Here is a 22,977-nt window from a genome sequence, read left to right as displayed (position 1 = left end):
TCCAAAGGTTTTGTCAATAGGTTTTTTTTAGAATTTACGCTTTATTCTTTCTGTTAGCTGAGACGATTTGTGATCCATAGCGTTGGACCCAACACAAAAAACAACGCCCATTTCTGGACGTTGTTAATCCATAAACAATGAGAATTGAAATCTAGCCAACCATTTTTTGCAAGTTTACGCTTCGATCCAACTGGTGCTGCCAGCGTTCATCAATCGCCGCGCTGATAATTGGGCGCCTCACGCGTGATGGTTACATCGTGCGGGTGACTTTCGATCAGCCCCGCGCCGGTGATACGCAGCAGGCGGGTTTTAGTGCGCAGCTCTTCCAGGTTTTTTGCTCCCGCGTAGCCCATCCCCGAGCGCAGACCGCCTACCAGCTGGTAAACAAAATCGGACAATGCGCCTTTGAACGCCACCATGCCTTCTACCCCTTCGGGCACCAGTTTTTTCGCGCCGCCCTGCCCGCTGCCGTAGCGGTCTCGGCCATAGCCCTGCATGGCACCCATGCTGCCCATGCCGCGGTAGGTTTTATACTTACGGCCTTCATACAGCACCGATTCACCCGGCGCTTCTTCCAACCCCGCCAGCAGGCTGCCCAGCATCACCGTGTCCGCGCCCGCGACAAGGGCTTTAACAATATCACCGCTGTATTTCACCCCACCGTCGGCAATCACGGGAATGCCGCGCGGGCGCGCCGCCTTAGCGACACGATAAACGGCTGTCAACTGGGGCATGCCCGCCCCAGAAATCACCCGTGTGGTGCAGATGGAGCCTGCCCCCACCCCCACTTTAATCGCGCTGGCGCCGGCATCCATCAACGCGATCGCGCCTTCTTCGGTTACCACATTGCCGGCGATAATGGGCAAATCGGGCAGCATGGCGTGGATGCGCTGGATGGACTTGACCACGCCCGCCGAATGGCCGTGGGCGGTATCGATCACCACCACATCCAGGCCTTTGGCTACCATCAAGGATATCCGTTCTTCAACATCCGCTCCCACGCCAACCGCCGCGCCGACCATCAATCGCCCGCGCGCGTCGGTGGCCGCGTTGGGATATTTCAGCTTCTTCTGAATATCCTTGACGGTGATCAAGCCTGCCAGGCGGCCACCTTCATCCACCAGAGGCAATTTTTCGATGCGATGTTTCTGTAGAATTGCTTTCGCCTGCTCCAGCGTAGTGCCAATCGGAGCGGTAACCAGCCGCCCGCTGGTCATAAACTCACTGACCGGTTTATAGTAATCTTCGGGTTCGGCAAAACGGATGTCGCGGTTCGTCAGGATTCCCACCAATTTACGCGATTCGGGATCGACAATCGGTATGCCGCTGATATGAAAGCGCGCCATAATATCTTCGGCGTCCTGCAGACTGGCCGTGGGAGAGAGCGTGATTGGGTCACTGATCATCCCTGACTCCGAGCGTTTTACGGTTTCCACCTCTTTGGCCTGCGCGTCTGGCGACAAATTACGGTGAATGATGCCTATTCCGCCTTCGCGCGCCAAGGCAATCGCCAAGCGCGCCTCGGTGACGGTATCCATCGCCGCGGAGAGCAGCGGAATATTCAGGCGGATAGTCGGCACCAATAGAGCAGAAACATCCGTTTCGCTGGGCAAAATTTCGCTGTAGCCCGGCTGGATCAACACGTCGTCAAACGTCAGCGCGTCTGCCCCTTCAAAAAGTTCTTCATTCATCAATTCAATTTCTCCAAACCATCATTCAAAGGATTAATGTCTGAAATGCCGTACGCCGGTGAAAACCATCGCAATACCCAGCCGGTCGGCTGCTTCAATCGACTCTAAATCGCGAATCGACCCGCCTGGCTGGATGATCGCGGTAATACCCGCCCGGCTGGCTTCTTCAATCGAATCAGCGAAGGGGAAGAAGGCATCTGAGGCCATGACGGCCCCGCGTGCCTTGTCTCCCGCGCGCTGCGCGGCGATGCGCACGCAATCCACCCGGTTTGGCTGTCCGCCGCCAATGCCCACCGTGGCTTCGCCCTGGCAAAACACAATCGCGTTCGACTTCACATGCTGGCAGGCTTTCCAGGCAAAACGCAGCGATTGCCATTCCTCCTGGCCTGGCTCGCGCTTGGTCGCCACTTTCCACTCCGTCTCCGCCGGGTCGCCAAAGTCCACCGATTGCTTGAGAATCCCGCGCGTGATCGAGCGCAGTTCATAATCCGGTTCAATACGCAGGTCAGGCATTTTCAGCAAGCGCAGGTTTTTCTTCTTTTCAAAAATTTCCCGCGCGCCGCCCGAAAAACTGGGCGCAATGACGCACTCCACAAAAATCTGGCTGATCTGCTCAGCAGTTTCCTCATCCACCTCGCGGTTGCAGGCCACCACCCCGCCAAAAGCCGAAACCGGGTCACTCTCCAGAGCGGCCAGGTAGGCATCCACCAAGTGTTCGGCGCTGGCAATTCCGCAGGGAGACAGATGCTTCACAATGCACACGCTTGGCCGGGTATAACTGACCGCCGCCCGCCAGGCCGCGTCCAGGTCCAGCAGGTTATTATACGAAAGCTCTTTGCCCTGCAAAACCTCACCACCCAGCGGGCCCTGACCCGCTTCAAACCCATACACCGCGGCGTGCTGGTGCGGATTTTCACCGTAGCGCAGGGTTTGCAGCGGGTAAAGGGTTAAGCTCTCTACGGGTTCTCCGCTCAGGTAGGCGGCGATGGCCTGATCGTAGGCAGCCGTCAAGCAAAAACCTTTCACCGCCAATTGACGGCGAAACTGTTCGCCGGCATTTCCACTCTTCAGTTCTTCTAGTACAGCCGGGTAATCTTTTGGATCGCAAACCAGCATCACGCGCTCATGATTTTTCGCCGCGGCGCGGATCAGCGCTACCCCGCCAATGTCGATATTCTCAATTGCTTCCGCCAGGGTAACGCCCGGCCGCGCAATGGTCGCCTGAAAGGGATACAGATTCACCACCACCAAATCAATATTGCCCCACCCCAGAGCGTCCAGCTGTGCCTGGTCCTCAGGAAGGTCGCGCGCCAGAATTCCACCATGAATGGCGGGATGGAGTGTTTTCACCCGCCCGCCCAAAATTTCTGGCGAACCGGTGTAATCCGACACTTCTTGAACTGCCAGACCGGCCTGTTTAAGCAGCCGGGCTGTTCCGCCTGAGGCCAGCAGTTCCCATCCAGATGCGGCCAGGGTGCGCGCGAACGCTTCCACCCCAGACTTGTCGTAAACCGAAAGGATAGCTTTTGGCATTGATAACTCCTTTTTCGTCAAAGGATCGCTGATCGTTTCTTCTGCAAGCCAAACTCAAAAAAGCCGCCCATCACTGCTTCCCCCAAGATGAGACGCTCCTGTTGACTGGCGTTTTTAATTTGTCTGAACAGGGTCTTGTAATGATCTTACTGCATTATACCGTTATCGCGAAGGAAATTCTCCTTCAATTTTCTCCAACATAAAAAAACCCGGAAGAGTGAACTTTCGGGTTTTTGTCTGCGATCTTTTATCGGGCTACTCAATTTTATGAACTACATAGTAACCAGCCGTGTGATACATCACCTTTGCGATTGCGCCCATCACACAGCCGCGCAGCCCCAATGGGGACTGCACCAGGTTGACGCCCATGGGCAGTAGATCGCCCAAGCGTTCTTTGACCGGTTCGATTAATAAATCCGCAAAGGCGGCAATGCCCCCCGCGAAAATGACAACTTCAGGGTCTGTAATCGAGATCACGCTGGAAACAGCCAGCGCCAGGTAATCCAGCGCGTTCTGATAAATGGGCATGGCCCACTCTTCTTCGCGCCGTACTGCGCGGAAAAACTCTTTAATCGTGATAGCATTGAGAGATTCTTCCGGCAATTGCCCCTTCAACACTTCTCTGGCCTGGTTGGAAAGGCCAATTCCCGACATGACCGTTTCGAGAGAACCCAGCTTGCCGCGTTTCTTATATAAAAACTCGCGGCCGGGCAGCATATTGGCAATCTCGCCCGCGAACTCATGCGCCCCGCGGTACACCGCGCCGTCGATCACCATTGCCGAGCCGATGCCGCCACCAGAGGCCAGCACGAAGAAATTCTTGCGCCCTTTTCCCGCGCCGAACCACAACTCACCCATCGCTGCCAGGTTGATATCATTTTCAACCATAATCGGCAGATCGTATCGCTCGCTAAGTTTCTGCTTCAGCGGGAAATTTTCCCAATTCAAAGATGCGGAGTAAATCACCACGCCGGTTGAGTGCAGCGTGGGGCCCGGAGCGCCGACCCCGATCCCCAACACCTTGCGGCCTTCTAATGCCGGGTGGTGCAGCAAGGTGTCGATTAATTCAAACATGCGCTCCAGATATTTTTCCTGCGGGATGGTGGCAAAGGGGATATCCAACTCCGCCAGTAGATTGCCGCCGATATCGGCAATCGCCCCAAACATGGTTCCACCGCCCAGGTCTATGCCAATCACTGCGTTTCCTTGCGCGTTGAATTCCAGCAAAGGCCGCCGCCGCCCTCCCGACCATTCTGTTTCTTCTGTGTTGCGCACAAATCCCAGATCAACTAATTCGTCCACAATGCGCATAACTGTGGGCAGACTGATTCCCAATTTTTGGGAGATATACGTGCGCGACGTGGGAGACTCACTGCGAATGATCTCTAAAATCGCGGATTGGTTAATGGATCGCATGCCGGAGGAAGTGATGATTTGGTGCACTGGCTTTCGCTCTTTCTATCGTCTGGTAGCTGGAATAAGGGAAAATCGGTTTTTCTCTTCAATAATCCCCAACTCAGATTCGCGCATAAGATTATACCAAGTTGTTCCCGAAGAAATCTCTTTCCAACATATCACACAGGCAATGGTAGAGAGCGATATGCTCTTCTTGCACCAGATCGGTTCGCTGTGCGGGGGCGTGAATGGCAATATCGCAAAAATCGGAAAGGCGGCTTTCCCTTGTTCCGGTTAAAACAATGGTGGCCGCTCCCCGCGTTTTTGCCACAACCGCCGCATAGTAGACGTTGCTGGCCTTCCCACTGGTGCTGATACCCAACAGCACGTCTCCGGGGCGGGCCAAAGCAATCAGCTCTTGCGCATCTCCCAGACCGCGGGCAGAAAAGTCATTGTCCACCGCGCTGCCCAACACCAGATTCGCGCCCAACACAACCGCGGGCAGCCCGCCTTCCAGATTCTCAGCCAGAAACTGGCCGTCTGGATTGCTGGCTAATTGTTGTTTCAGCCGTTCAGAAAGCGGGCGCGGGCGGCCAAACGATTTCAACAACTCGCCGGAGATGTGCATCGCGTCTGACATGCTGCCCCCGTTGCCGCACAAATACAGCGTTCCGCCCCGCTCAAAACTTTCCGCGATGGTCAGGTAGGCTTTGCACAAGCCGGGGACGGCTTCTTGCAGATGCGGGCGGCGCTGCAGCAACTCTCGCACCGCGTCTGCCGCCAGCAGTGAACGCCGTCGGACGGGCTCCAGCACGGCTTCCACCTCGCCCGCGGCAATAGACTGGCTGACTGCTTCGGGCAAGGGTTGGGTTTCAAGCCGCTGGCAAACCGCGTGATGCAGGTTTGGAACGGTCTGGCTGTGGTCGCCCTGGATATGAAAACCGTGCCCTTTCAGAGAAGTTGGCCGGTTGACCACATTCTTCCGTGGGCGGTAATAATATTCCGGGTTGTCCTTGGGGACCGAAGCATGGTAGTCGCCTCTCAGCGGCATCAGGTCGAAGTTCGCGGTGGTCAACCCCTGAACCGAGTACCCCAGGTTGCGGGTGATCGATACGGCTTTTAAGAAGACTTCTGGGCCGGTGACCGCTGAACCGAAGTTAAGCAAAACGCCATTTTCCAGATTCGCCACCGAAGCGCAGAACACCTTAAAGTCCTGGCCGGTCGCTGCCCCCAAAATGCCAAAATCGCAGTCCGGGTGCTGGTGAATGATGTCTGCCCCCACTGTAACATGCACGGTCATTGGGATGCCCAGTTTATACGCCTGGTACTGCACGCTGTATTGTCGGTAAGGGAATGCCTGCTCGTCTATATAGCGCCCCACCGCTTCACCGTAGCCCAGGCCGTCTTTGACGCCCTGGCGCAGCGCGCGGTGAATGGCCGCCCCGGTCTCCTGCGCCATTCCAAAGGTGCCGTCTTCAATACTGGTGGCTACGTCCTCGCTGGTTTCGCCAATCATGGCCAGCTCCAAATCATGGATGGAGACAGAGCCATTCCCGGCGACATGGGTAACCACACCGCGGCGCATTAAATCGATCAATAGCGGACCCAAACCGCATTTAATCACATGCCCGCCCATCATCCAGATGACCGGGCGTCCATTCCGGCGCGCTTCCAGCACTCGCTCAACCACCTGGTCAAACTCAGGGTGGGAAAAGGGCGGACAGGCATGCTCAGGCAAAATCAGATCACTCAACTTGACCAGATTCTGTCGCTCCCGGATGGGATATGTCTTTACTTTTCTTAAATCAATCGCTGGATACGGCAATTTGAATTCTCCCAATCAGCGCTCATACAATCTTTTCAAACGGAATTATCCCTTTAGGGACCCAGCCATCAAACCGCGGATGAAGTAACGGCTCAAGAAGACGTAAATCAACATCGTCGGCAGAGCCGCAATTAACGAACCGGCCATTTGCACATTCCACTCTACAATATACGAACCGGCCAGGTTATTCAAAGCCACGGTAACCGGCTGTACGTTGGGGTTGGAGGTGACAATCACGCCAAACAGGAAGTCATTCCAGATCGAAGTGAACTGCCAGATCAGAACCACCACAAAGCCCGGCATGGAAATGGGGAACAAAATATGGCGGTAGATACCCAGCAGACTGGCGCCATCTACCATTCCCGCTTCCACCAACTCAGTGGGAATCTCGGTGTAATAATTGCGGAAAATCAGGGTGGCAATCGGAACGCCGTAGATCACATGAACCATGATCAGGCCGCCAATCGTACCATAAGCCGGTATGAATCCAGCCAGCCAGCCTGGCAGCCAGGAGAGACTTCCCGCGATTTTCCAGCTATTAATAAACCCGATTATTGGCCCGGTAAATTGAGTGAGCCATTGTAAAACACGCACCAGCGGAATCAACACGCTTTGGTAAGGGATGAACATTCCAAAAAGCAGCATGGAAAAGAGAACATCAGACCCTTTGAACTTCCATTTGGAGAAGATATACCCATTGATGGAGCCAATAAACGCAGAGAGAAGCGCGGCTGGCACTGTCAGCCAGATGCTGTTTAAGAAATTCCCTTGCAACCCGCGAAAACCCTGCGAAACGCTGCCCGCCCAAGCACGGCCAAAAGACTCGAGGCTGAATGAGGTAGGCATCTTCCACATCGAAGCCAGCCCAACATCTTGATAAGACTTTATGCCGGTGATTAACAGCATATAGATGGGCATGAGGAAAAATGCCGCCATGACCACCAACAAGAGATAAATAGCCAGGCGGTTGAACACAAAAGAACTTTTTTTCTGGTTCATCGAACCACCTCTTTCCGGTAACTGCTTACCAGATAAGGTACGACCAGCACCGCAACCATTATCAACAAGACCATTGCGATGGAGGAACCTTGCGCGAAGCGGTTGCCACGGAAAGTAGTATCAAACATGAACAGGGCAGGCACATCTGTGGAGAAGCCGGTTCCAGGGCCGGTCATCGAAACCACCAGGTCGTAGATCTTTAGCGACATATGCCCAAGAATGATCACCGCGCTCAGGGTAATCGGCCGCAGCAACGGAATGATGATATAGCGGTAAACGTCAAACTCATTCGCGCCATCCACCCGGGCGGCTTCTTTCAATTCATCCGGAATGCCGCGCATACCCGCCAGGTAGAGTGCCATCACATAACCGGCCATCTGCCAGGTCGCGGCGATGACCACCGCGCGGATGCCAATATTGGGGTCGGTATACCACCCGTTCTTCAAAAAGCCCAATCCAAGGTTATCAAACAATAAGTTCACGCCTAACGGGCCGGTGCTTTCGGTGCCCGGAGATAGCAGCCATCGCCATACCACGCCGGTAACAATGTAAGACAATGCCATCGGAAACAGATAAATGTTTCTGAAAATGGACTCACCCTTCACTTTTTGTTCAAGCAAAAAAGCCAGGAAAAAGCCCAGCAGAATGGTCGCGATCAAGAACAACACAGTAAACGTGAATGTGTTGCGCATATCAATGATGAAGCGCTGATTTTCAAACAGCTTTATGTAGTTTTCAAATCCAATGAAGGTGAAATCCGGCTTCAATTTCTTCCAATTGGAGAAGGAAGCGTAGCCAGTAAAACCAATAAACCCGTAAATGAAGATAAACATCACCACAATGGTGGGTAAAACCAGAGCGATGGAAGTCGCGCGATCTTTTCTTGAGTATCTCATTCACATACTCCATAAATGGGAAGGCAGCTCCATAAAGGAGCTGCCTTTTTGTTCAATTTCTAGCTATTGACACACTTCCGCATCGACACAAAGGCCTTGCAGAGCTGCCTGGGTACCAGCAACGTCACCGCTGGAAACGAACAGGGTGATGGTGTCTTTGAAATCAGTCGCCCAGCTTTCGATCGAGGCCGCGCCATGCACAACACTCGGCACAATCGCGTTAGTCGCCCAATCTTCCGCGGCAGAAGTCAGGTATTCGTAGGTCTCAGGAACAACCTTGAAGGCTTCCGGATCGCAGTCGGTGCGGGCGCAGATCGAACCCTTCTTGGGGTTGAACGCTTCCTGGCCTTCTTTAGAACCGCAAACCTCCAGCCAATGCCGTGCTTCCGCTTCGTTTGGAGCGCCCTGCGGCAAAGCAAAGGAGTCGGAGAGACCCACAAAGATGCCACCGCTGCCCGGGGTAGCAGCCCAACCGAAATCACTGTAACCCTTGCTCGCGAACCATCCGGCAGCCCAGTCGCCCATGATCATCATGGCCGCCTGGTTGGACAACATGTACTCGCCAGCGCCATCCCAGGTCAGAGCCGCATGGTCTTCGTTCACATAGGTCATCATGCGCTGGAAGTATTCCAACGCTTCGGTGACGCGCGGGTCCGTCCAGGGAACTTCGCCGGTCCATATACCGCGATAGTCATCCGCGCCCAATGTCGCCGCCAGCATGCCTTCGAAGACGTGCGCAGCTTCCCAACCGTCTTTGGTGCCCATGGTCACGGGGATGATGCCAGCCGCTTTGAGGGTGTCGCAAGCCGCGAAGAACTCATCGATGGTGGTGGGAACTTCCAGACCGTTCTCTTCAAACACGGTCTTGTTGTACCACAACACATTCGAGCGGTGGATATTGACGGGCATCGACCAGTAATGGCCTTCGTATTCCAGCATCTTCAACAGGTCCGCCGGGAAAACACTCGGGTCGAACATGTCGTCGATCGGCTGCAGGTAGGTGGTCGGTTCATATTTTTCCACTTCCAGACCAGCATGCACCTGGAAGGAATCAGGCGGATCTCCACCCTGCAAGCGGGTAGCCAAAACGGCTTTCGCGTTGGTTCCAGCGCCGCCAGCAACAGTCGCATTGATGATTTCCACTTCGGGATACTTGGCGCTGTAGACCTCAAACATCGCGTTGAGACCCTCGGCCTCACCACCAGCAGTCCACCATGAGAAGATCTCAAGTTTACTTGCTTCTGCAGCGGGCGCCTCAGCGGGCTGTTCGGTGGCAGCCGGGACGGCCGTCGGTTGTTCCGCGGCCGGTTGCTCAGCGGCCGGTTGCTCAGCGGCTGGCTGTTCGGCAGGGGCTGCCGGCGCAGCAGGCTGGCAGGCCACCAGCAGCATGGAGGCGGCCAGTACGAGGGCCATGGTTAGATACCAAAACTTAGACTTAGACATCTTTCTCCTTCCTCACGCATAACAACTTGTTCGTTTTAGAGATGATTCTTGGTTCATTGACCTGCTTCAATATCGTTTTCTCAAAGGTTGATTCGATTACTCTTTTCTGACGGTGAAGACCCTCCTTTCCCGTTTTGTTTCTATCCCCGCACGCGATCAAATCGCACACGGTACTCTATTAATCTAGCATGCAAATCAATAAAATACAAGATGTTAATAATATTTACTTGTTGTTAATAAGTGTTTCTATACTATAATAAGTATATCGATTTATTTAATCCTACTACTCGAGGTTCTTTCATGACTCCTACTTACCCCGTACTCCCCGGATCGCAAATTGAAATCATCCAACCGGCCATCCAGCGTGGAAACATCCGCCATGCTCTTTTCGATTTTGACGGTACCATCTCTCTGATTCGCGAAGGCTGGCAGGCTGTCATGCAGCCCATGATGGTTGAAATCTTAATGCAGACACCTCGCCATGAGGAGCGAGATCAGATTGAAGCGCTCGTTAAAGAGTTTGTTACCCGGCTTACGGGCAAGCAAACCGTCTACCAGATGATTCAACTGGCCGAAGAAATTGAGAAAAGAGGCGGCCAGGCCAAAGACCCGCTTGTTTATAAACACCAGTATCATGCGCTGCTGATGGAGCACATTCAACACCGCCTGGAGCAACTGAAAGCCGGGCAAGCAAACCCCGTGGATATGGTTGTTCCTGGCAGTTTTGAAATTCTAAAAAGCCTGCGGGAGCGCGGTGTTGCCTGTTACCTGGCTTCTGGAACCGATGAGGTGTTTGTTCTGGAAGAAGCCGAGCTTTTGGGTGTTACCCCCTACTTCAAAGGGGTTTACGGAGCCCAGGATGACTACAAAAACTTCTCCAAAAAAATGGTCATTGATCGCATCATCCAGGAAAACCATCTGGGCGGCAGCGAACTGGTTGCTTTTGGTGACGGCTATGTAGAAATTGAAGATACAAAATCGGTGGGCGGGATCAGTGTGGGTGTGGCCAGCAACGAAGCAACCCGCGCAGGCATCGACGAATGGAAGCGTTCGCGGTTAATTGCCGCCGGCGCGGATGTCATTGTCCCCGATTTCGGTGAGCATGAGCAGCTCGTTCGATACTTATTTATGGAGGAATAGACCATGCCTTTTCCACAGTTTGACCGCAGCCGATTAAAGCTGAAACCCCTTTCTGAACGAATTCACGACCTGACGCTGGACGTGATGATGCAGCCCACAGACCCTGCGCCTTCCTTTGAAAACCCCGATCTGCCCACCATCGCGGACCGCATTCTACGCGCCCGCGAGGCCGGTTCGGCGATCATCGTGATGATGGGCGCCCACGTCCTGCGCAAAGGCAATGCCCTCTTGTTGATCGACATGATGAAGCGCGGGCTGATTTCCCACATCGCGCTCAACGGCGCGGGGGTGATCCACGATTTTGAGTTTGCCCTCATTGGCGCCACCACCGAAAGCGTGCCGCGCTATATTTCTGAAGGCCAGTTCGGGCTTTGGACGGAAACCGGCTACATTAACGATGCCATGGTTGCCGGCCAGCGAGATCAGCTGGGCCTGGGTGAAGCCGCCGGCCGGATGATCGAAGAAGGCAACTTTCCTTACAAAGAGTACAGCATCCTGGCCGCGGCTTACAAACTGCAGGTGCCGATCACGGTGCATGTGGGCATCGGGCAGGACATTATCCATGAGCATCCCAATTTGAACGGCGCCGCCCTTGGAGATACCTCTTACCGCGATTTTCTGATTTTTGCGGAATCGGTTCGCCGCCTGGAAGGTGGTGTGCTGCTGAATATTGGCACCTCGGTGATGGGGCCGGAAGTGTATTTGAAGGCCCTTTCGATGGCACGCAATGTCGCCAAACAGGAAGGCAAGTCGGTTTGCCATTTCACCACTGCCGTATTTGACCTGATCGACCTGGGCCCCAACTACCACAACGAAGCACCCAAAACCAATGCCGCTTATTACTTCCGGCCCTATAAAACCATTTTGGTCCGCACCGTGCAAGACGGCGGAGAGAGCTTTTACATTCAGGGCGATCACCGTGTTACGGTTCCCAGCCTTTACCACCAGCTGATCAGCAAACTGGAGGAAAAATAGACCATGAGTGGATGGATGGATGAGGCCCGCCTGACCCAAATATTAGACCGGTTTACCAGCGTTAACTTGCTGGTGTTGGGTGACTATTTTCTGGACTGTTACCTGACCATGGACCGTAATTTGAGCGAAATCTCGCTGGAAACCAATCTGGAAGCCTATCAGGTGATTGAGATGCGGAAATATCCGGGGGCTGCCGGCACGGTTGCCGGCAACCTGCGCTCACTGGAAGTCAACGTAACTGCGTTGGGCATATGCGGCGACGACGGCAACGGATATGATCTGCGGAAAAAACTGGCGGCGATTCAAATCAACCCGGAAACACTGCTGCACTGCCCGAATCGATTCACGCCCACCTATAACAAGCCCATGATGCGCGAACCCGACGGTCACGAGCATGAGCTGAACCGCATGGACGTTAAAAACCGGCTGCCCCTGCCTGAAGAGGTGGAACAGCAGATCATTACAAAACTGCGTGAGCTGCTCCCCCAGGTAGATGGCGTGCTGGTGGTTGACCAGGTGAAAGAAAGGAACTGCGGCGTCATCACTGACCGGGTGCGGGAAGAGATCCAATCCCTGGCCCGCTCCCATCCGCAGAAGCTCTTTATGGTCGATTCGCGTGATTTTGCTGGCTTATACACGGATGTGATCATCAAGACCAACCTTTCCGAAGCGGTCAAAGCCGCGAATTATCCTGCGGATATGCCGCTTACCAGCGAACAAATCAAGGCGTGCTGCCGCATCATTTATAGCAGAACGCACCGCCCCATTGTCATCACCCGCGGTGAGCGCGGCGCGATAATCTACCAGGGCGACCCCGAATCGCTAAGCGAGATTCCCACCTATCAGGTCAGCGGTCCCATCGACATCGTCGGCGCGGGCGACAGCGTTTCTGCCAGCACCGGCGCGGCTTTATGCGCGGGCGCCAGCCTGGAAGAAGCCGTTTTCATCGGCAACCTCACTGCTTCGCTCATCATCCAACAAATTGGGGTAACCGGCACCACCACCCGCGCCCGCATTTTGGAGCGCTATCACGAGTTTATCGGTCAAAAAGTTTAATGGTAGACAGGAATCCATCTGGCCAGGCTTTCTTATGGAAAAAATTGCTTACATCACTTCAGGCACGCCGGTAAACAGCACACTGCTGCTAGCCGCTCTGTTGGATTTAGAGCTGCAACAGGCCGAAATCCAAACAGCCATCGACCAATACCATTTTTCCATCCCTTTACAAGTACAAAAAAAGCCTGGCCACGATGGAAACCTGCGGGGCAAAATTCTGCAGTTCAGGTTTCCGCGCCACGCCGAACCGCCCCAAATTCCACTCGCCGCCGTCATTGAGAAGGTCAGCCAGCAAGCAGACCAATCATCCGTTTTGGAGATTCTGACCACACTGGTCGAAACCGGCGCGCAGGTGCATCACACACCAACCGCGCAATTTATCCAGCAGAACAGCCTGCCGTTCCAAACCCTCGCGGAAGTGATCGGGTTCACCCACGGGCTGCGCAGTCTGGGGATTGAGAAACTCTTTTGCGGAGCTTTACCCTTGCCGGTCAGCGCTTCTGCCAATCCTGCAGCCGCCTGGTATGAATCCGCTGCGCTATCACAAGAAATCTTGCGCCAGAACCAATGCCTGGTTACCCCCGTGGATCAGGATACTGGCTGGGTTACGCCCAGCGCGGCGGCTCTTTTGGTTCATCTGGCTGTTTTTGAGCGTCCCGCGTTTCGCCTCCAATCCATCGGCACAGGCATGGAAGATCAAGCAGCGAAAGGCGCGCTGCAAATTCTGGTTGGCGAACGGCAAGCGCCCGCGAAACCCGGCAATATTCTCATTGAAACCAACATCGACGATATGTCTCCGCAAATTTTGGCCGATGTAACCGTCCGGCTGATGGAAGCAGGCGCGCTGGATGTGTACCGCATTCCCATTCAGATGAAAAAGAACCGCGCCGGCACGCGCCTGGCGGTGGTCGCACGCCCGCAAGACGAGGAGCGCCTGGCCGAAATGATTCTGCGCGAGACCAGCACGATTGGTTTGCAAACCCGCCCCATTGAGCACAAGTACCGCGCTAAAATTGAGGTGAAAGAATTCAAAACACCCTACGGCATCGTGCCGGTCAAGCTAAAATATAGTCAGGGAAAGGTCATTCAGGCCTCCCCCGAATACGAAACCTGCTCGGCGTTGGCCCGCCAGCATCAGATTCCCACCCTGCAGGTGTACCAGGCCGCCCTGGCAGCCTGCAACCCCTGGGCAGAAGAAACCGAGACCAGCCATCAGGCCTGATCTCCACAATTGATTGTGAGTTGACATGATTCCTCATACATCCAAAAAACACGCTCTCGCTCTCGATTTTGGCGGCACCAAGCTCGCCGCGGGTGTTGTCAACATCGAAACTGGCGAAATTTCTGCCCTGGTGCGCAAATCGACCCCCGCCGAGCAAGGCGCTCAGGCCACATTGCAAACCATGCTGGCTGCCGGGCAAGAGGCAGTCAAGCGATCGGGGTTGGAAAGCCAAATCCTGCGGGTGGGCGTCAGCTTTGGCGGCCCGGTAAGCAAAGACCGCACCACCGTTTTGCACTCTCACCACGTTGCCGACTGGGACGGTATCCGCTTGACCGATCAAATCAGCCAGGTGTTCGGTATACCTGCCTATATGGATAACGACGCCAACGCGGCCGCCCTGGGGGAATGGCATTTTGGCGCGGGCAAAGGCGCGGAGAACATGGTTTACATTCAGGTCAGTACCGGCGTCGGTGCGGGGTTGATCCTCAATGGTCAGCTTTTTCGCGGCAGCGCCCTGGCGGGGGAGTTCGGGCATATCATCGTCCAGCCAGGCGGACCACGGTGCGCCTGCGGGCGGTTTGGCTGCGTGGAAAGTCTCTGCTCGGGATGGGCGCTGGCCCGCGATGGCAAAGCCGCTCTGCGAGAAGCTCCCCTCCACAGTCCGCTGCGCGAGTTATGCGCCGGGGACCTCGACCAGATCAGCGCTAAAACCGTTATCGAGGCTTGCCGCCGGGGAGACGCGCAAGCCGAAGCCATTTTGCAACGCGCTTTTACCGGTCTGGCCATCGGCATCGCGAATGTGGTTTCCCTGTTTGACCCCGACACCCTCGTTCTGGGCGGCGGCGTTACCCGCGCTCAAGATGTGCTGTTGCGCTTCCTTGAGCCCGCTCTGCAAGAATATCTGCATCCCCTCTCGAAAGGCCGGTTTGTGTTGAAATTCTCTGAACTCAACGGGATGGAGACTTTGCTCGGCGCGGCCTTGCTGGCTTAATCCATTGATTCTTAAGATAAAAGCCTCTCCAGGCATGGCCACCGGAAGAGGCTTTCTTTGTGGTGAATGTTGGAATTCAATCCAGCAGATTGTGAATACGCCGTGCCAGCTCGCGGGCGCGCTGCGGCGCGCTGCCCACATACGCGGAGACATCAAACAGCGATTCCATTTCTGCGTCCGTCAGCATCTGCTGGAAGAGTGCGTCTTCCTTAATGCGCTCGAGCAGCGGGTTGGCCGCCCCCTGCTGAACGGCCTGCCAGGCCGCCAGAGCGTGCTCGCGCAGGCGCTCATGCATCGCCTGCCGGTCAGCGCCTTTTTTCACCGCGGCCATCATCAGCCGCTCGGTAGCCGCGAAGGGCGCGTACGCATCCAGATTCTTCTGGATGCTTTCCTCACGGATATTCAGCCCCTTAACCACCCGCAGCGCGGTGCGCAGCAGTTCATCGGTGATTAAGAACGCTTCGGGCAGCATGCTGCGCCGGTTAGCGCTGTCATCCAGGGTGCGCTCCAGTAGAGAGTGCGCGGCGTTGCCCCAGGCCACCTGCGGCATCACCGCCAGCGCGCGCGCCAGGGAATCCATTTTCTCAGCGTTAATCGGGTTGCGCTTAAACGGCATGGCCGATGAGCCTACCTGCTTTTTTGCGAATGGCTCACTCAGCTCCCCAATCGGCGGCGATTGCAGCAGCCGTAAATCAAACGCCAGCTTATACACCGACCCGCCCAACCCGGCCAGCGCGCTGATCACTTCATAATCCTGCTTGCGCGGGTAGGTCTGCGTGGCAACCGGATAGAACGGCAGGTCCAGCAGCTGGCTGAGACGCGCTTCAAAGGCTTCCAACGCATCCAGCCCGATCAAGTCGGCGTATGCCGCCGCGGTTCCCACCGCGCCTTTGAATCCCTTGCCGCGCAGTTGAGCGTACTGTGTGGATAGCCGCAGCCAGTCTTCAAGCAGGTCTTGCGCGTAACTAGCCAGGCGGTACCCCAGCGTGCTGGGCTCGGCCGGCTGAATGTGGGTGAAGGCAATCACCGGCAGGTCGGCAGTCTGCTCGATCTTTTCGGCAAACGCCAGCAGCAGCTCTTTCAGGCGTCCCAAAACACAATCCAGAGCTTCGCGCATACGCAGCGCATCGGCGTTATCTTCAATGTCCATCGAGGTCGCGCCCATGTGCAAAATCCCACCGCCCGTGGGACATTGTTCCGCAAAGGTTTTCAGTTCCGCCATCAAATCATGGTGAATTTCGGCTTCAATGTCCAGAGCGCGGGGAACATCGATGTCCGAGACGTGCGCCTCGATATCGGCCAGCTGCTCGGCGCTCACCAGGCCAAACCCCTGCTGAGTTTTCGCCAACGCCACCCAGATGCGCCGCCAGAGCAGCCGCTTGTGATGTTCGCTCCAAATGCCGCGCATTTCGGGGCTGGCATACCGCCAGGTGAACGGAGATTGATAGAGGTCATAATCGGGCATAATTCTTATCCTTCCTGCAATCAGGAGAGACTTAATTCATACTTCGCTCGATCATCTGTGAAAGCAAACCAACGCCATCCGGTTCGATCACTTCATCCGCGGCATCCAGCACAAACGGCAGGCTGCCTTTGGGCGCGAAAGAGCGCTTCGCCACCCGGAAGGTCTCCACATCGTTTCCGCCATCACCAGCCGCGAAAATAGGCAAATGCGAAACGTTCATGGACTCAGCCAGAGCCGTCAGCGCCCGGCCTTTATTGACCCCCGGAGGAGTGAATTCGTAAATAAACGGCGTGCCATACGCCTTTTCCACTGGCAGTTCTTTCACGGAGTTCACAAACGAATGCAGCACATCCGGTTCGCCGCAGAAACACATCACCTTAAAGAACTCAAAGCTCTCCGGCATGGGGTCCAGCGTGTAGTGCAGATCGTAACGATTCAGGCATCCCAGGCCAAATTCATTCGGCCACAGTAAATAGCTGTTGTCGTGCCCCTGCATTAAGAACGAGATATGCTGGTTTTTTTCAATAACGCTTCTGATTTGCTGCTTCTCAGCAGCGGTAAACAAGAATTCCACCACCATTTCTTCCTGCGGCGCAAACGCCACCGCCCCATTCATGGTAATTAGCGGCAGCGGAAGTTTTTGACCAACAAAAAGCTGGTTCTGGTGAAAAAGCCGTTTCACCGATTCATACGAACGGCCCGTAGCGGGAACGAACAGGTAATCGCGGTTGTTTTGCAGAATTTCCATATCCGGTTTGCGGATTCGCTCGCGTTCATCCAGTAAAGTACCGTCTAAATCAAAACAGATAATCGCTTTATACATTCAAACTTTCTCCAACGGAAGTTAGGGGTCTCATAATTACGAGAATTATACCCTGTGCCCGCGCCCACCATCAGCGCAGATTGGCGGCCAGCCCGCCCCAAATAAATGAAAGAGCTGTCCCCCGTTCATAACTGGTCAGCTCTTTCCCATTGTTGGATTGTATAAACTCTATGCCGCGCCTGGTTAGCAGCTCTCAAGCCGTTTGATGGACTCTGCCACCGTTTTCGACATCGTTTCCAATTCTTGGAGCCGCCCGTTCAGCGATTCCTTGCTGGCGCCGTGGTCAACCGCCTCCACAAACTGGCGCAGCTTCTCGTGGAATTGGCGGTGAGGCGATTCAATCTGCTTGAATTCTGGCATGGTTCCAAACATGGCTGTTCCACGGGCGTAATACCACTTGCCCAATGCGCAGTCGTGGTGCCCAGGAACTTCTTCTGTGTGAATGACTTCCAAACCGTTCATCAGTTTGCGCGCCCGATCAACCCATTTGAAATGGGCGCGAATATACGTTTCACATGCAGCCAGTGAATCTTCCTTGCTCTCCGCATGCAGCTTGAATTGAAAGACAACCTCTTGCAGCTGCTGGGCCAATTCTGCCAGCTGCTGGGCCGAAGCGGTAACTTCTTCCACCTGTGCGGTCATTTCTTCCGCGGAAGCTGAAACCTCTTCCACCGCCGCCGAATTCTCCTCCGAGACAGAAGCAATGTTTTCGATCGCCTGGGTTACTTCACCGGATGAAGCCGCCATTTCTTCCGTCGCCGCGGTGTTTTCCTCAACCACAGCCGAGACCGCATCCATCGACGCCACCAGTTCATTGGCCGAAGCAACCATCTGGCTGGCAGAGCTGGCGGCCTGTTCGGCCTGGTAGCTAACGGCTCCAGCGGCTTTCAGAATCTCATCGAGGGCCTCGCCGGCCTGGTTGGCGAGCTGCACGCCCTGCTCAACTTCATGCGCGCCTTGCTCCATGGCCGTTACCGCGTCATCCACCGTAGTTTGAATTCCCTTAATCAAGCTGCCAATTTCTTTGGTGGCAGCAGCGGCCCGTTCGGCCAGCTTGCGAACTTCATCAGCGACCACCGCGAAGCCCTTACCGGCTTCTCCAGCCCGCGCGGCTTCAATCGCCGCGTTTAAGGCCAGCAAGTTGGTTTGAGAGGCAATATCTTCAATCGTTGTAACAATTTGCCCCACCTGTTCAGAGCGAGCGCCCATTTCCTCCACCTTTTTGGCAGAGGAGTCAACGGCTTCTTTAATGGATTGCATGCCAGCCAGAGTTCGCTCTACGGTTTGGGTGCCTTTTTTCGCGGCGTCAGCTGCAACTTTCGCTTCTTCCACAACCACCTGGGCGTTGCCAGCCACCTGCTGCAAAGCCGTGGAGATTTCTCCCGTAATCGAGGCGGCCCTGGCAACCGCGGTAGCCTGCTCCTGAGCGCCGTTAGCCACACCATCAATGGCCCGGGACATTTGTTCAATCGAGGTCGCGGTCTTGTTCACCGAAGTGGACTGCTGGTTTGTGCCGCTGGCCACTTGTTGAATCGTGATCGCAATCTGGTTAGTCGCCTGAGAGGCCTGGTCTGCTGTGGAAGCCAGTGTATCGGATGAATAGGTGATCTGCCTGACGCTTTCAGCAACCTGGCTGACTGCCTCGCGCAGGCTTTCAGCCATGTGTTGAAAGGCGCTGCCCAACTCGTCTTTCTCCGATTTCGGCAGAACATTCACCGTCAGATCGTTTTGCGCGATCGCCTGGGCTGTTTGTCCCATTTCCTGTAAGTAATGGGTCAGCAGGTCAAAGGCCCGACCAATCTCACCAATCTCATCCTTGCGCAAGCGCACTTTATCTTTTCTTTTCGCGTCATAGTCCCTGAGCGTATCGCCAGCGGAAAGCTTTTGAGCCTGCTCAGTAACTATCGACAACGGTGATGTGATGCTGCGCGAATAGAGCCAGCCCACAACTGCAATCAGAACAGCCAGAGCCAGAGATGCAAAAAACACCAAACTTCGAATGAAGAGAATTTCCTTCAGCGCCTCTTCCCGGTTCTGCTCAATGATCAAACCCCAACCCGCCGCTGTGATCGGCGCGTACGCGCCAACAACTTCCTGCCCGATATAATCGACGTACTCAGAGGAGCCTGTTTCACCGGCGAGCGCCTGCCGAGACCCGTCAGTATCCACCACCAGTTCCATTTCCGCGGTGGTCTCAATCAACCCAGCGGCTAATAATTCTTCTTTGAAACGGGATGCAGTCAGCATGGTCCCGTCGCGGCCAATCAGGTATGCTTCGCCGGTCTTGCCCCTATAAGCGCTTTCCAGCAGGTTGTTAAAAGATGCCAGGGAAACTGTGCCGGTCTGGACACCGATGACCTTTCCTTTATCCACAATAGGCGCGGCTAAAACATATACCACTTGCTGGCTGGCTTTGGAGACCAGCGGCTCGGAAATATTGACCTCGCCCTGCATGGCCTTGGTGAAATACTCCCGCTCCGCCACATTGATGACACTGCCATCCGTTCGGTAAACAGTTTCGCCATTGGGAGAGTAGACGGCCAGGTTCTCGTAATTACCCCATTGCTCAAAATACTGATCCAAAGAATCAGCAATTTGTTCAACCTCCATCGTTCGCACCCGGGCCGTTCCCGCCACCGTAACCATATCATCCTGGCGCTCTCTGATCCACTGATCAATATATTGGCTTTGAGATATGGCTGTTTGCTCAAATTCAGTCTGGATGCCTTCCAGCAAAATGGTGCTGCTTTGCTGGTAAAACAAGCCCGCCATTAGGATAAGTGGAATCACCGAAATGGCAAGCATAAGCACGGTCAATCGAAAAGAAAGCGAATTGACCCTCGAATTCATGGTTTTCCCCAATGTACCCTCCCACATTATCTGCAGATCGCAGAAATTAAAATCAAACCAGCTCAAAGGCTTCATCTTTCAGCAACACATCAAAACAATATAATCCTTGAATGCGTGCTTAAAAATGCTGCCCTTTTACTGAATCTGCGTTCAATCTTGTTTATACCCGGTGGAATGATTCTGACGGGCAAAAAAACAGTATGAATTTCATAAAAATAATGTGAATTAATGGTAATAAAATATTTACCAAATATTTACACAGCAAATACTGATAAAGAGAAACAGAGGTTCACTCTTCTTCATCACATCTGAATCAACTGTGCTGGTTTGGGGCTTCTATCGGCTATCAGCCAGGTCTCTGAAATCGTCTCCCCCATGGATTGATTTCAGGGCCATCCCATGGCCTGGCGATTTGATAGTTCACAGGCAAAGTTTTCCCTACCGGACGCTAGGCACCACCTTATGGGATTTCATAAGGGCCTGGACTTTGATATTTTTCTGTCCCCCTACACTTGACGGCCTATGGAGTGGCATCCGGATAGTAAATGCCGTGATACGCATCTAAAATTTTTCTGACCACCGGCCCTGCCACCGCCGCGCCTTCCCCGCCGTTATATACAAAGGCCACTACAAGGATTTCAGGATCATGATAAGGTGCGTAGGCCGCGTACCAGGCGTGTGTGGGCCAGTTTCCAAACGTGCAGCGATTCTGCTCCTGGGCCAGGTTATCGCAATATTCAGCGGTGCCCGTTTTGCCAGCAGAAGGCATTTTCGTGTTTCCAACCAGCGGATCTTTCGCTGTGCCCTCGGTCACCACCATCCGCATACCTTCTTTAGCCATCTCAATCACCCACGGTTCAACAGTTCGATATTCACCTGTCGGGAAATTATTCTGATCGTAAACCTGGATGAGCGGGTCTTTGGTAATATCCCATTTCACCCGGGGCTCAAACGGCTGGATGACATTGCCTTGTTCATCCACAACTTCATACACCAGAGTCGGCTGCATTAATACACCATCATTGGCCAGGGTGGAAAACGACATTGCCACCTGGATAACCGTTGCTAAAACATAGCCCTGACCCACTCCAGCAATATAGGTATCACCGCTGGACCAGTTTTCGCCCACATTGACTCGCTTCCAATTTGGGTCGGGGATTAAACCGCTCGATTCTCCGGGCAGTTCAATGCCGGATCGAGCGCCGTACCCAAGCGCGCGCGCGTATTCTCCCAAGCGCCAGATACCCAATCCTTCTGGCACTTCGTTTTGATAGCCGCCGGTAACCTTGTAGAAGAACACATTACAAGACTCAGCCACGCCGTGCAAAAAGTCTAAATCGTTATGCCCCTCACGATTCCAACACACAAAATCGCGTGTCGTACCGGTTTCATTGGCCAGAAACTTCTGCACCACACTGATTTTTCCCGGGCAGTCAACTGTATCCGTAGGAGAGATGATACCCTCGTTTAAGATCCCGATTGCCGAAGCCATCTTGAACACCGATCCGGGCGGATGCTCAGCTGAGACTGCATGGTTAAAAAGGGGTCGATGGGCATCTTTGGTCAGTTGTTCATAATAATACGATGGGATGACCCGCGCCATGCGATTATTCTCAAAGGTCGGGTAAGATACCAGGGCAAGCACTTCCCCGGTTTTAGGGTTCAATGCCACCACCGCTCCATTGGAAGACCGTGTGGTATTCAGATACGTGTTCCAGAACCGCATTTCACCTTCCAGGGTGGCTTTGGCAGCGGCCTGAAGCCGGGTGTCAATCGTCAATTTGACACTGGAACCCGGAATAGGATCGATGGGTGTTTCAAGATCTCTTAAGATTTTGCCGGCAACATCAACTTCTACAACACGCTGCCCGTTGGTTCCACCCAATATTTCCTGCAATGACCACTCAACACCCGCATAACCAACTTTGTCCCGGTTCGCGACAAAACCAAGCGATTCGTAATACTCTTGTTCCACAGCCGGTATCGGCCCCAAAAAGCCGATCACCTCTGAGGTTAACTCGCCAGTGGGGTAATCTCGAATGGACACCACCTCAACATCCACACCCGGCCAATCGGCGCTCTTTCCGACGATCACCCTTGCCGTGGTCTCATCAATGTTGCACTTGATCTGAATTGGAGAATAGGGCGAGTTGGTATCGCCAATCTCAACGATTTGCTGAATGCCTAAAGGAGTTACACACGGAGAGAAATTCTTTGCCGTTGTCTCATCCAGCGTGCCCATTGAGATTGGAACGTCAATCACCTCAGACAGCTCTCGATAGATGTTTTGCAGCCCCCCGTCGGAGGTGGGCAAAAGTGCCGGTGTGATGATCACATTATATGAAGCCACATTCCTTGCCAGCACAAAGCCATTTCGATCATAAATCAACCCCCGGCTGGTAGGAACGCTAATATTCCGGGTACGGTTTTCTTCCGCCCGGTCCAAGAAACTTTCACCATTGGTGATCATCAAATCGAATAATCGAAAAACAAAGATCGCAAAAACAACCGCGATAAGGATGTATACCACTCGCATTCGCCAGTCCTGAATGCGGCTAGGCTTTACATATTGAGAGTTAAAATCCATTTTTTTCTTTTTTGAATGTACTGATATTTCGTATCCGAATTATAGCATAAACCACGCAACCTCCAAATTCTTCTGTGTAACCTCAA

At 54.1% G+C, this 22,977-nt stretch carries 16 protein-coding genes; 5 read left to right on the top strand and 11 right to left on the bottom strand.

What is annotated here, in order from left to right; translation table 11 throughout:
* Positions 1-209: 209 nt before the first annotated feature.
* From guaB to ADN00_RS05760, 7 genes are all read right to left on the bottom strand, one after another.
* Entirely contained in the window at positions 210-1,691 is a 1,482-nt protein-coding gene (gene guaB / locus ADN00_RS05790; protein ID WP_075062015.1) for an IMP dehydrogenase, read from the bottom strand.
* 33 nt (positions 1,692-1,724) lie between these two features.
* Complete coding sequence (gene purH, locus ADN00_RS05785; protein ID WP_075062014.1) at positions 1,725-3,224, bottom strand: bifunctional phosphoribosylaminoimidazolecarboxamide formyltransferase/IMP cyclohydrolase; 1,500 nt, start codon at positions 3,222-3,224, stop codon at positions 1,725-1,727.
* Positions 3,225-3,479: 255 nt separating this feature from the next.
* A complete protein-coding gene (locus ADN00_RS05780; RefSeq protein ID WP_075062013.1) occupies positions 3,480-4,667 on the bottom strand; it encodes an ROK family transcriptional regulator in 1,188 nt (395 codons plus the stop codon).
* Between the two features lie 91 nt (positions 4,668-4,758).
* Positions 4,759-6,459: a D-sedoheptulose-7-phosphate isomerase gene (locus ADN00_RS05775; RefSeq protein WP_075062012.1), complete on the bottom strand. Its 1,701-nt coding sequence runs from the start codon at positions 6,457-6,459 to the stop codon at positions 4,759-4,761.
* 30 nt (positions 6,460-6,489) lie between these two features.
* Positions 6,490-7,443, bottom strand: coding sequence for a carbohydrate ABC transporter permease (locus tag ADN00_RS05770; protein WP_075062011.1), 954 nt, complete (start codon positions 7,441-7,443; stop codon positions 6,490-6,492).
* Positions 7,440-8,339, bottom strand: a complete 900-nt coding sequence (locus ADN00_RS05765) for a carbohydrate ABC transporter permease (RefSeq protein WP_075062010.1) — start codon at positions 8,337-8,339, stop codon at positions 7,440-7,442. Before ADN00_RS05765 ends, ADN00_RS05770 begins: the two co-directional genes overlap by 4 nt.
* A 63-nt stretch (positions 8,340-8,402) precedes the next feature.
* Positions 8,403-9,782 (bottom strand): ABC transporter substrate-binding protein, encoded by a 1,380-nt coding sequence (locus ADN00_RS05760; protein ID WP_075062009.1) that lies wholly within the window; start codon positions 9,780-9,782, stop codon positions 8,403-8,405.
* A gap of 300 nt (positions 9,783-10,082) precedes the next feature.
* Between ADN00_RS05760 and ADN00_RS05755 the strand changes: the two genes are divergently transcribed.
* From ADN00_RS05755 to ADN00_RS05735, 5 genes are read left to right on the top strand one after another with little or no spacing between them, the layout of a single operon-like run.
* Entirely contained in the window at positions 10,083-10,922 is an 840-nt protein-coding gene (locus tag ADN00_RS05755) for an HAD family hydrolase (RefSeq protein ID WP_075062008.1), read from the top strand.
* A 3-nt stretch (positions 10,923-10,925) separates the two neighbouring features.
* Positions 10,926-11,897: a hypothetical protein gene (locus tag ADN00_RS05750; RefSeq protein ID WP_075062007.1), complete on the top strand. Its 972-nt coding sequence runs from the start codon at positions 10,926-10,928 to the stop codon at positions 11,895-11,897.
* Positions 11,898-11,900: 3 nt separating this feature from the next.
* Positions 11,901-12,953, top strand: coding sequence for a PfkB family carbohydrate kinase (locus tag ADN00_RS05745; protein ID WP_082389915.1), 1,053 nt, complete (start codon positions 11,901-11,903; stop codon positions 12,951-12,953).
* Between the two features lie 34 nt (positions 12,954-12,987).
* Entirely contained in the window at positions 12,988-14,175 is a 1,188-nt protein-coding gene (larC2, locus tag ADN00_RS05740; RefSeq protein WP_075062006.1) for a nickel pincer cofactor biosynthesis protein LarC2, read from the top strand.
* Between the two features lie 25 nt (positions 14,176-14,200).
* Positions 14,201-15,166, top strand: coding sequence for an ROK family protein (locus ADN00_RS05735; RefSeq protein WP_075062005.1), 966 nt, complete (start codon positions 14,201-14,203; stop codon positions 15,164-15,166).
* A gap of 76 nt (positions 15,167-15,242) precedes the next feature.
* On the opposite strand, the gene purB is transcribed toward ADN00_RS05735, so the two are convergent.
* From purB to mrdA, 4 genes are all read right to left on the bottom strand, one after another.
* Positions 15,243-16,631: an adenylosuccinate lyase gene (gene purB, locus ADN00_RS05730; RefSeq protein WP_075062004.1), complete on the bottom strand. Its 1,389-nt coding sequence runs from the start codon at positions 16,629-16,631 to the stop codon at positions 15,243-15,245.
* Positions 16,632-16,662: 31 nt separating this feature from the next.
* Positions 16,663-17,454, bottom strand: coding sequence for an HAD hydrolase family protein (locus ADN00_RS05725; RefSeq protein ID WP_075062003.1), 792 nt, complete (start codon positions 17,452-17,454; stop codon positions 16,663-16,665).
* A gap of 183 nt (positions 17,455-17,637) precedes the next feature.
* Positions 17,638-20,304 (bottom strand): methyl-accepting chemotaxis protein, encoded by a 2,667-nt coding sequence (locus tag ADN00_RS05720; protein WP_160317469.1) that lies wholly within the window; start codon positions 20,302-20,304, stop codon positions 17,638-17,640.
* Between the two features lie 520 nt (positions 20,305-20,824).
* On the bottom strand, positions 20,825-22,840 hold the full coding sequence (gene mrdA, locus ADN00_RS05715; protein WP_160317468.1) for a penicillin-binding protein 2: 2,016 nt from the start codon (positions 22,838-22,840) through the stop codon (positions 20,825-20,827).
* Between the last annotated feature and the right edge of the window lie 137 nt (positions 22,841-22,977).

The organism is Ornatilinea apprima, from assembly GCF_001306115.1.
GTDB lineage: Bacteria > Chloroflexota > Anaerolineae > Anaerolineales > Anaerolineaceae > Ornatilinea > Ornatilinea apprima.
This window is presented reverse-complemented; position numbering and strand designations above follow the sequence as displayed.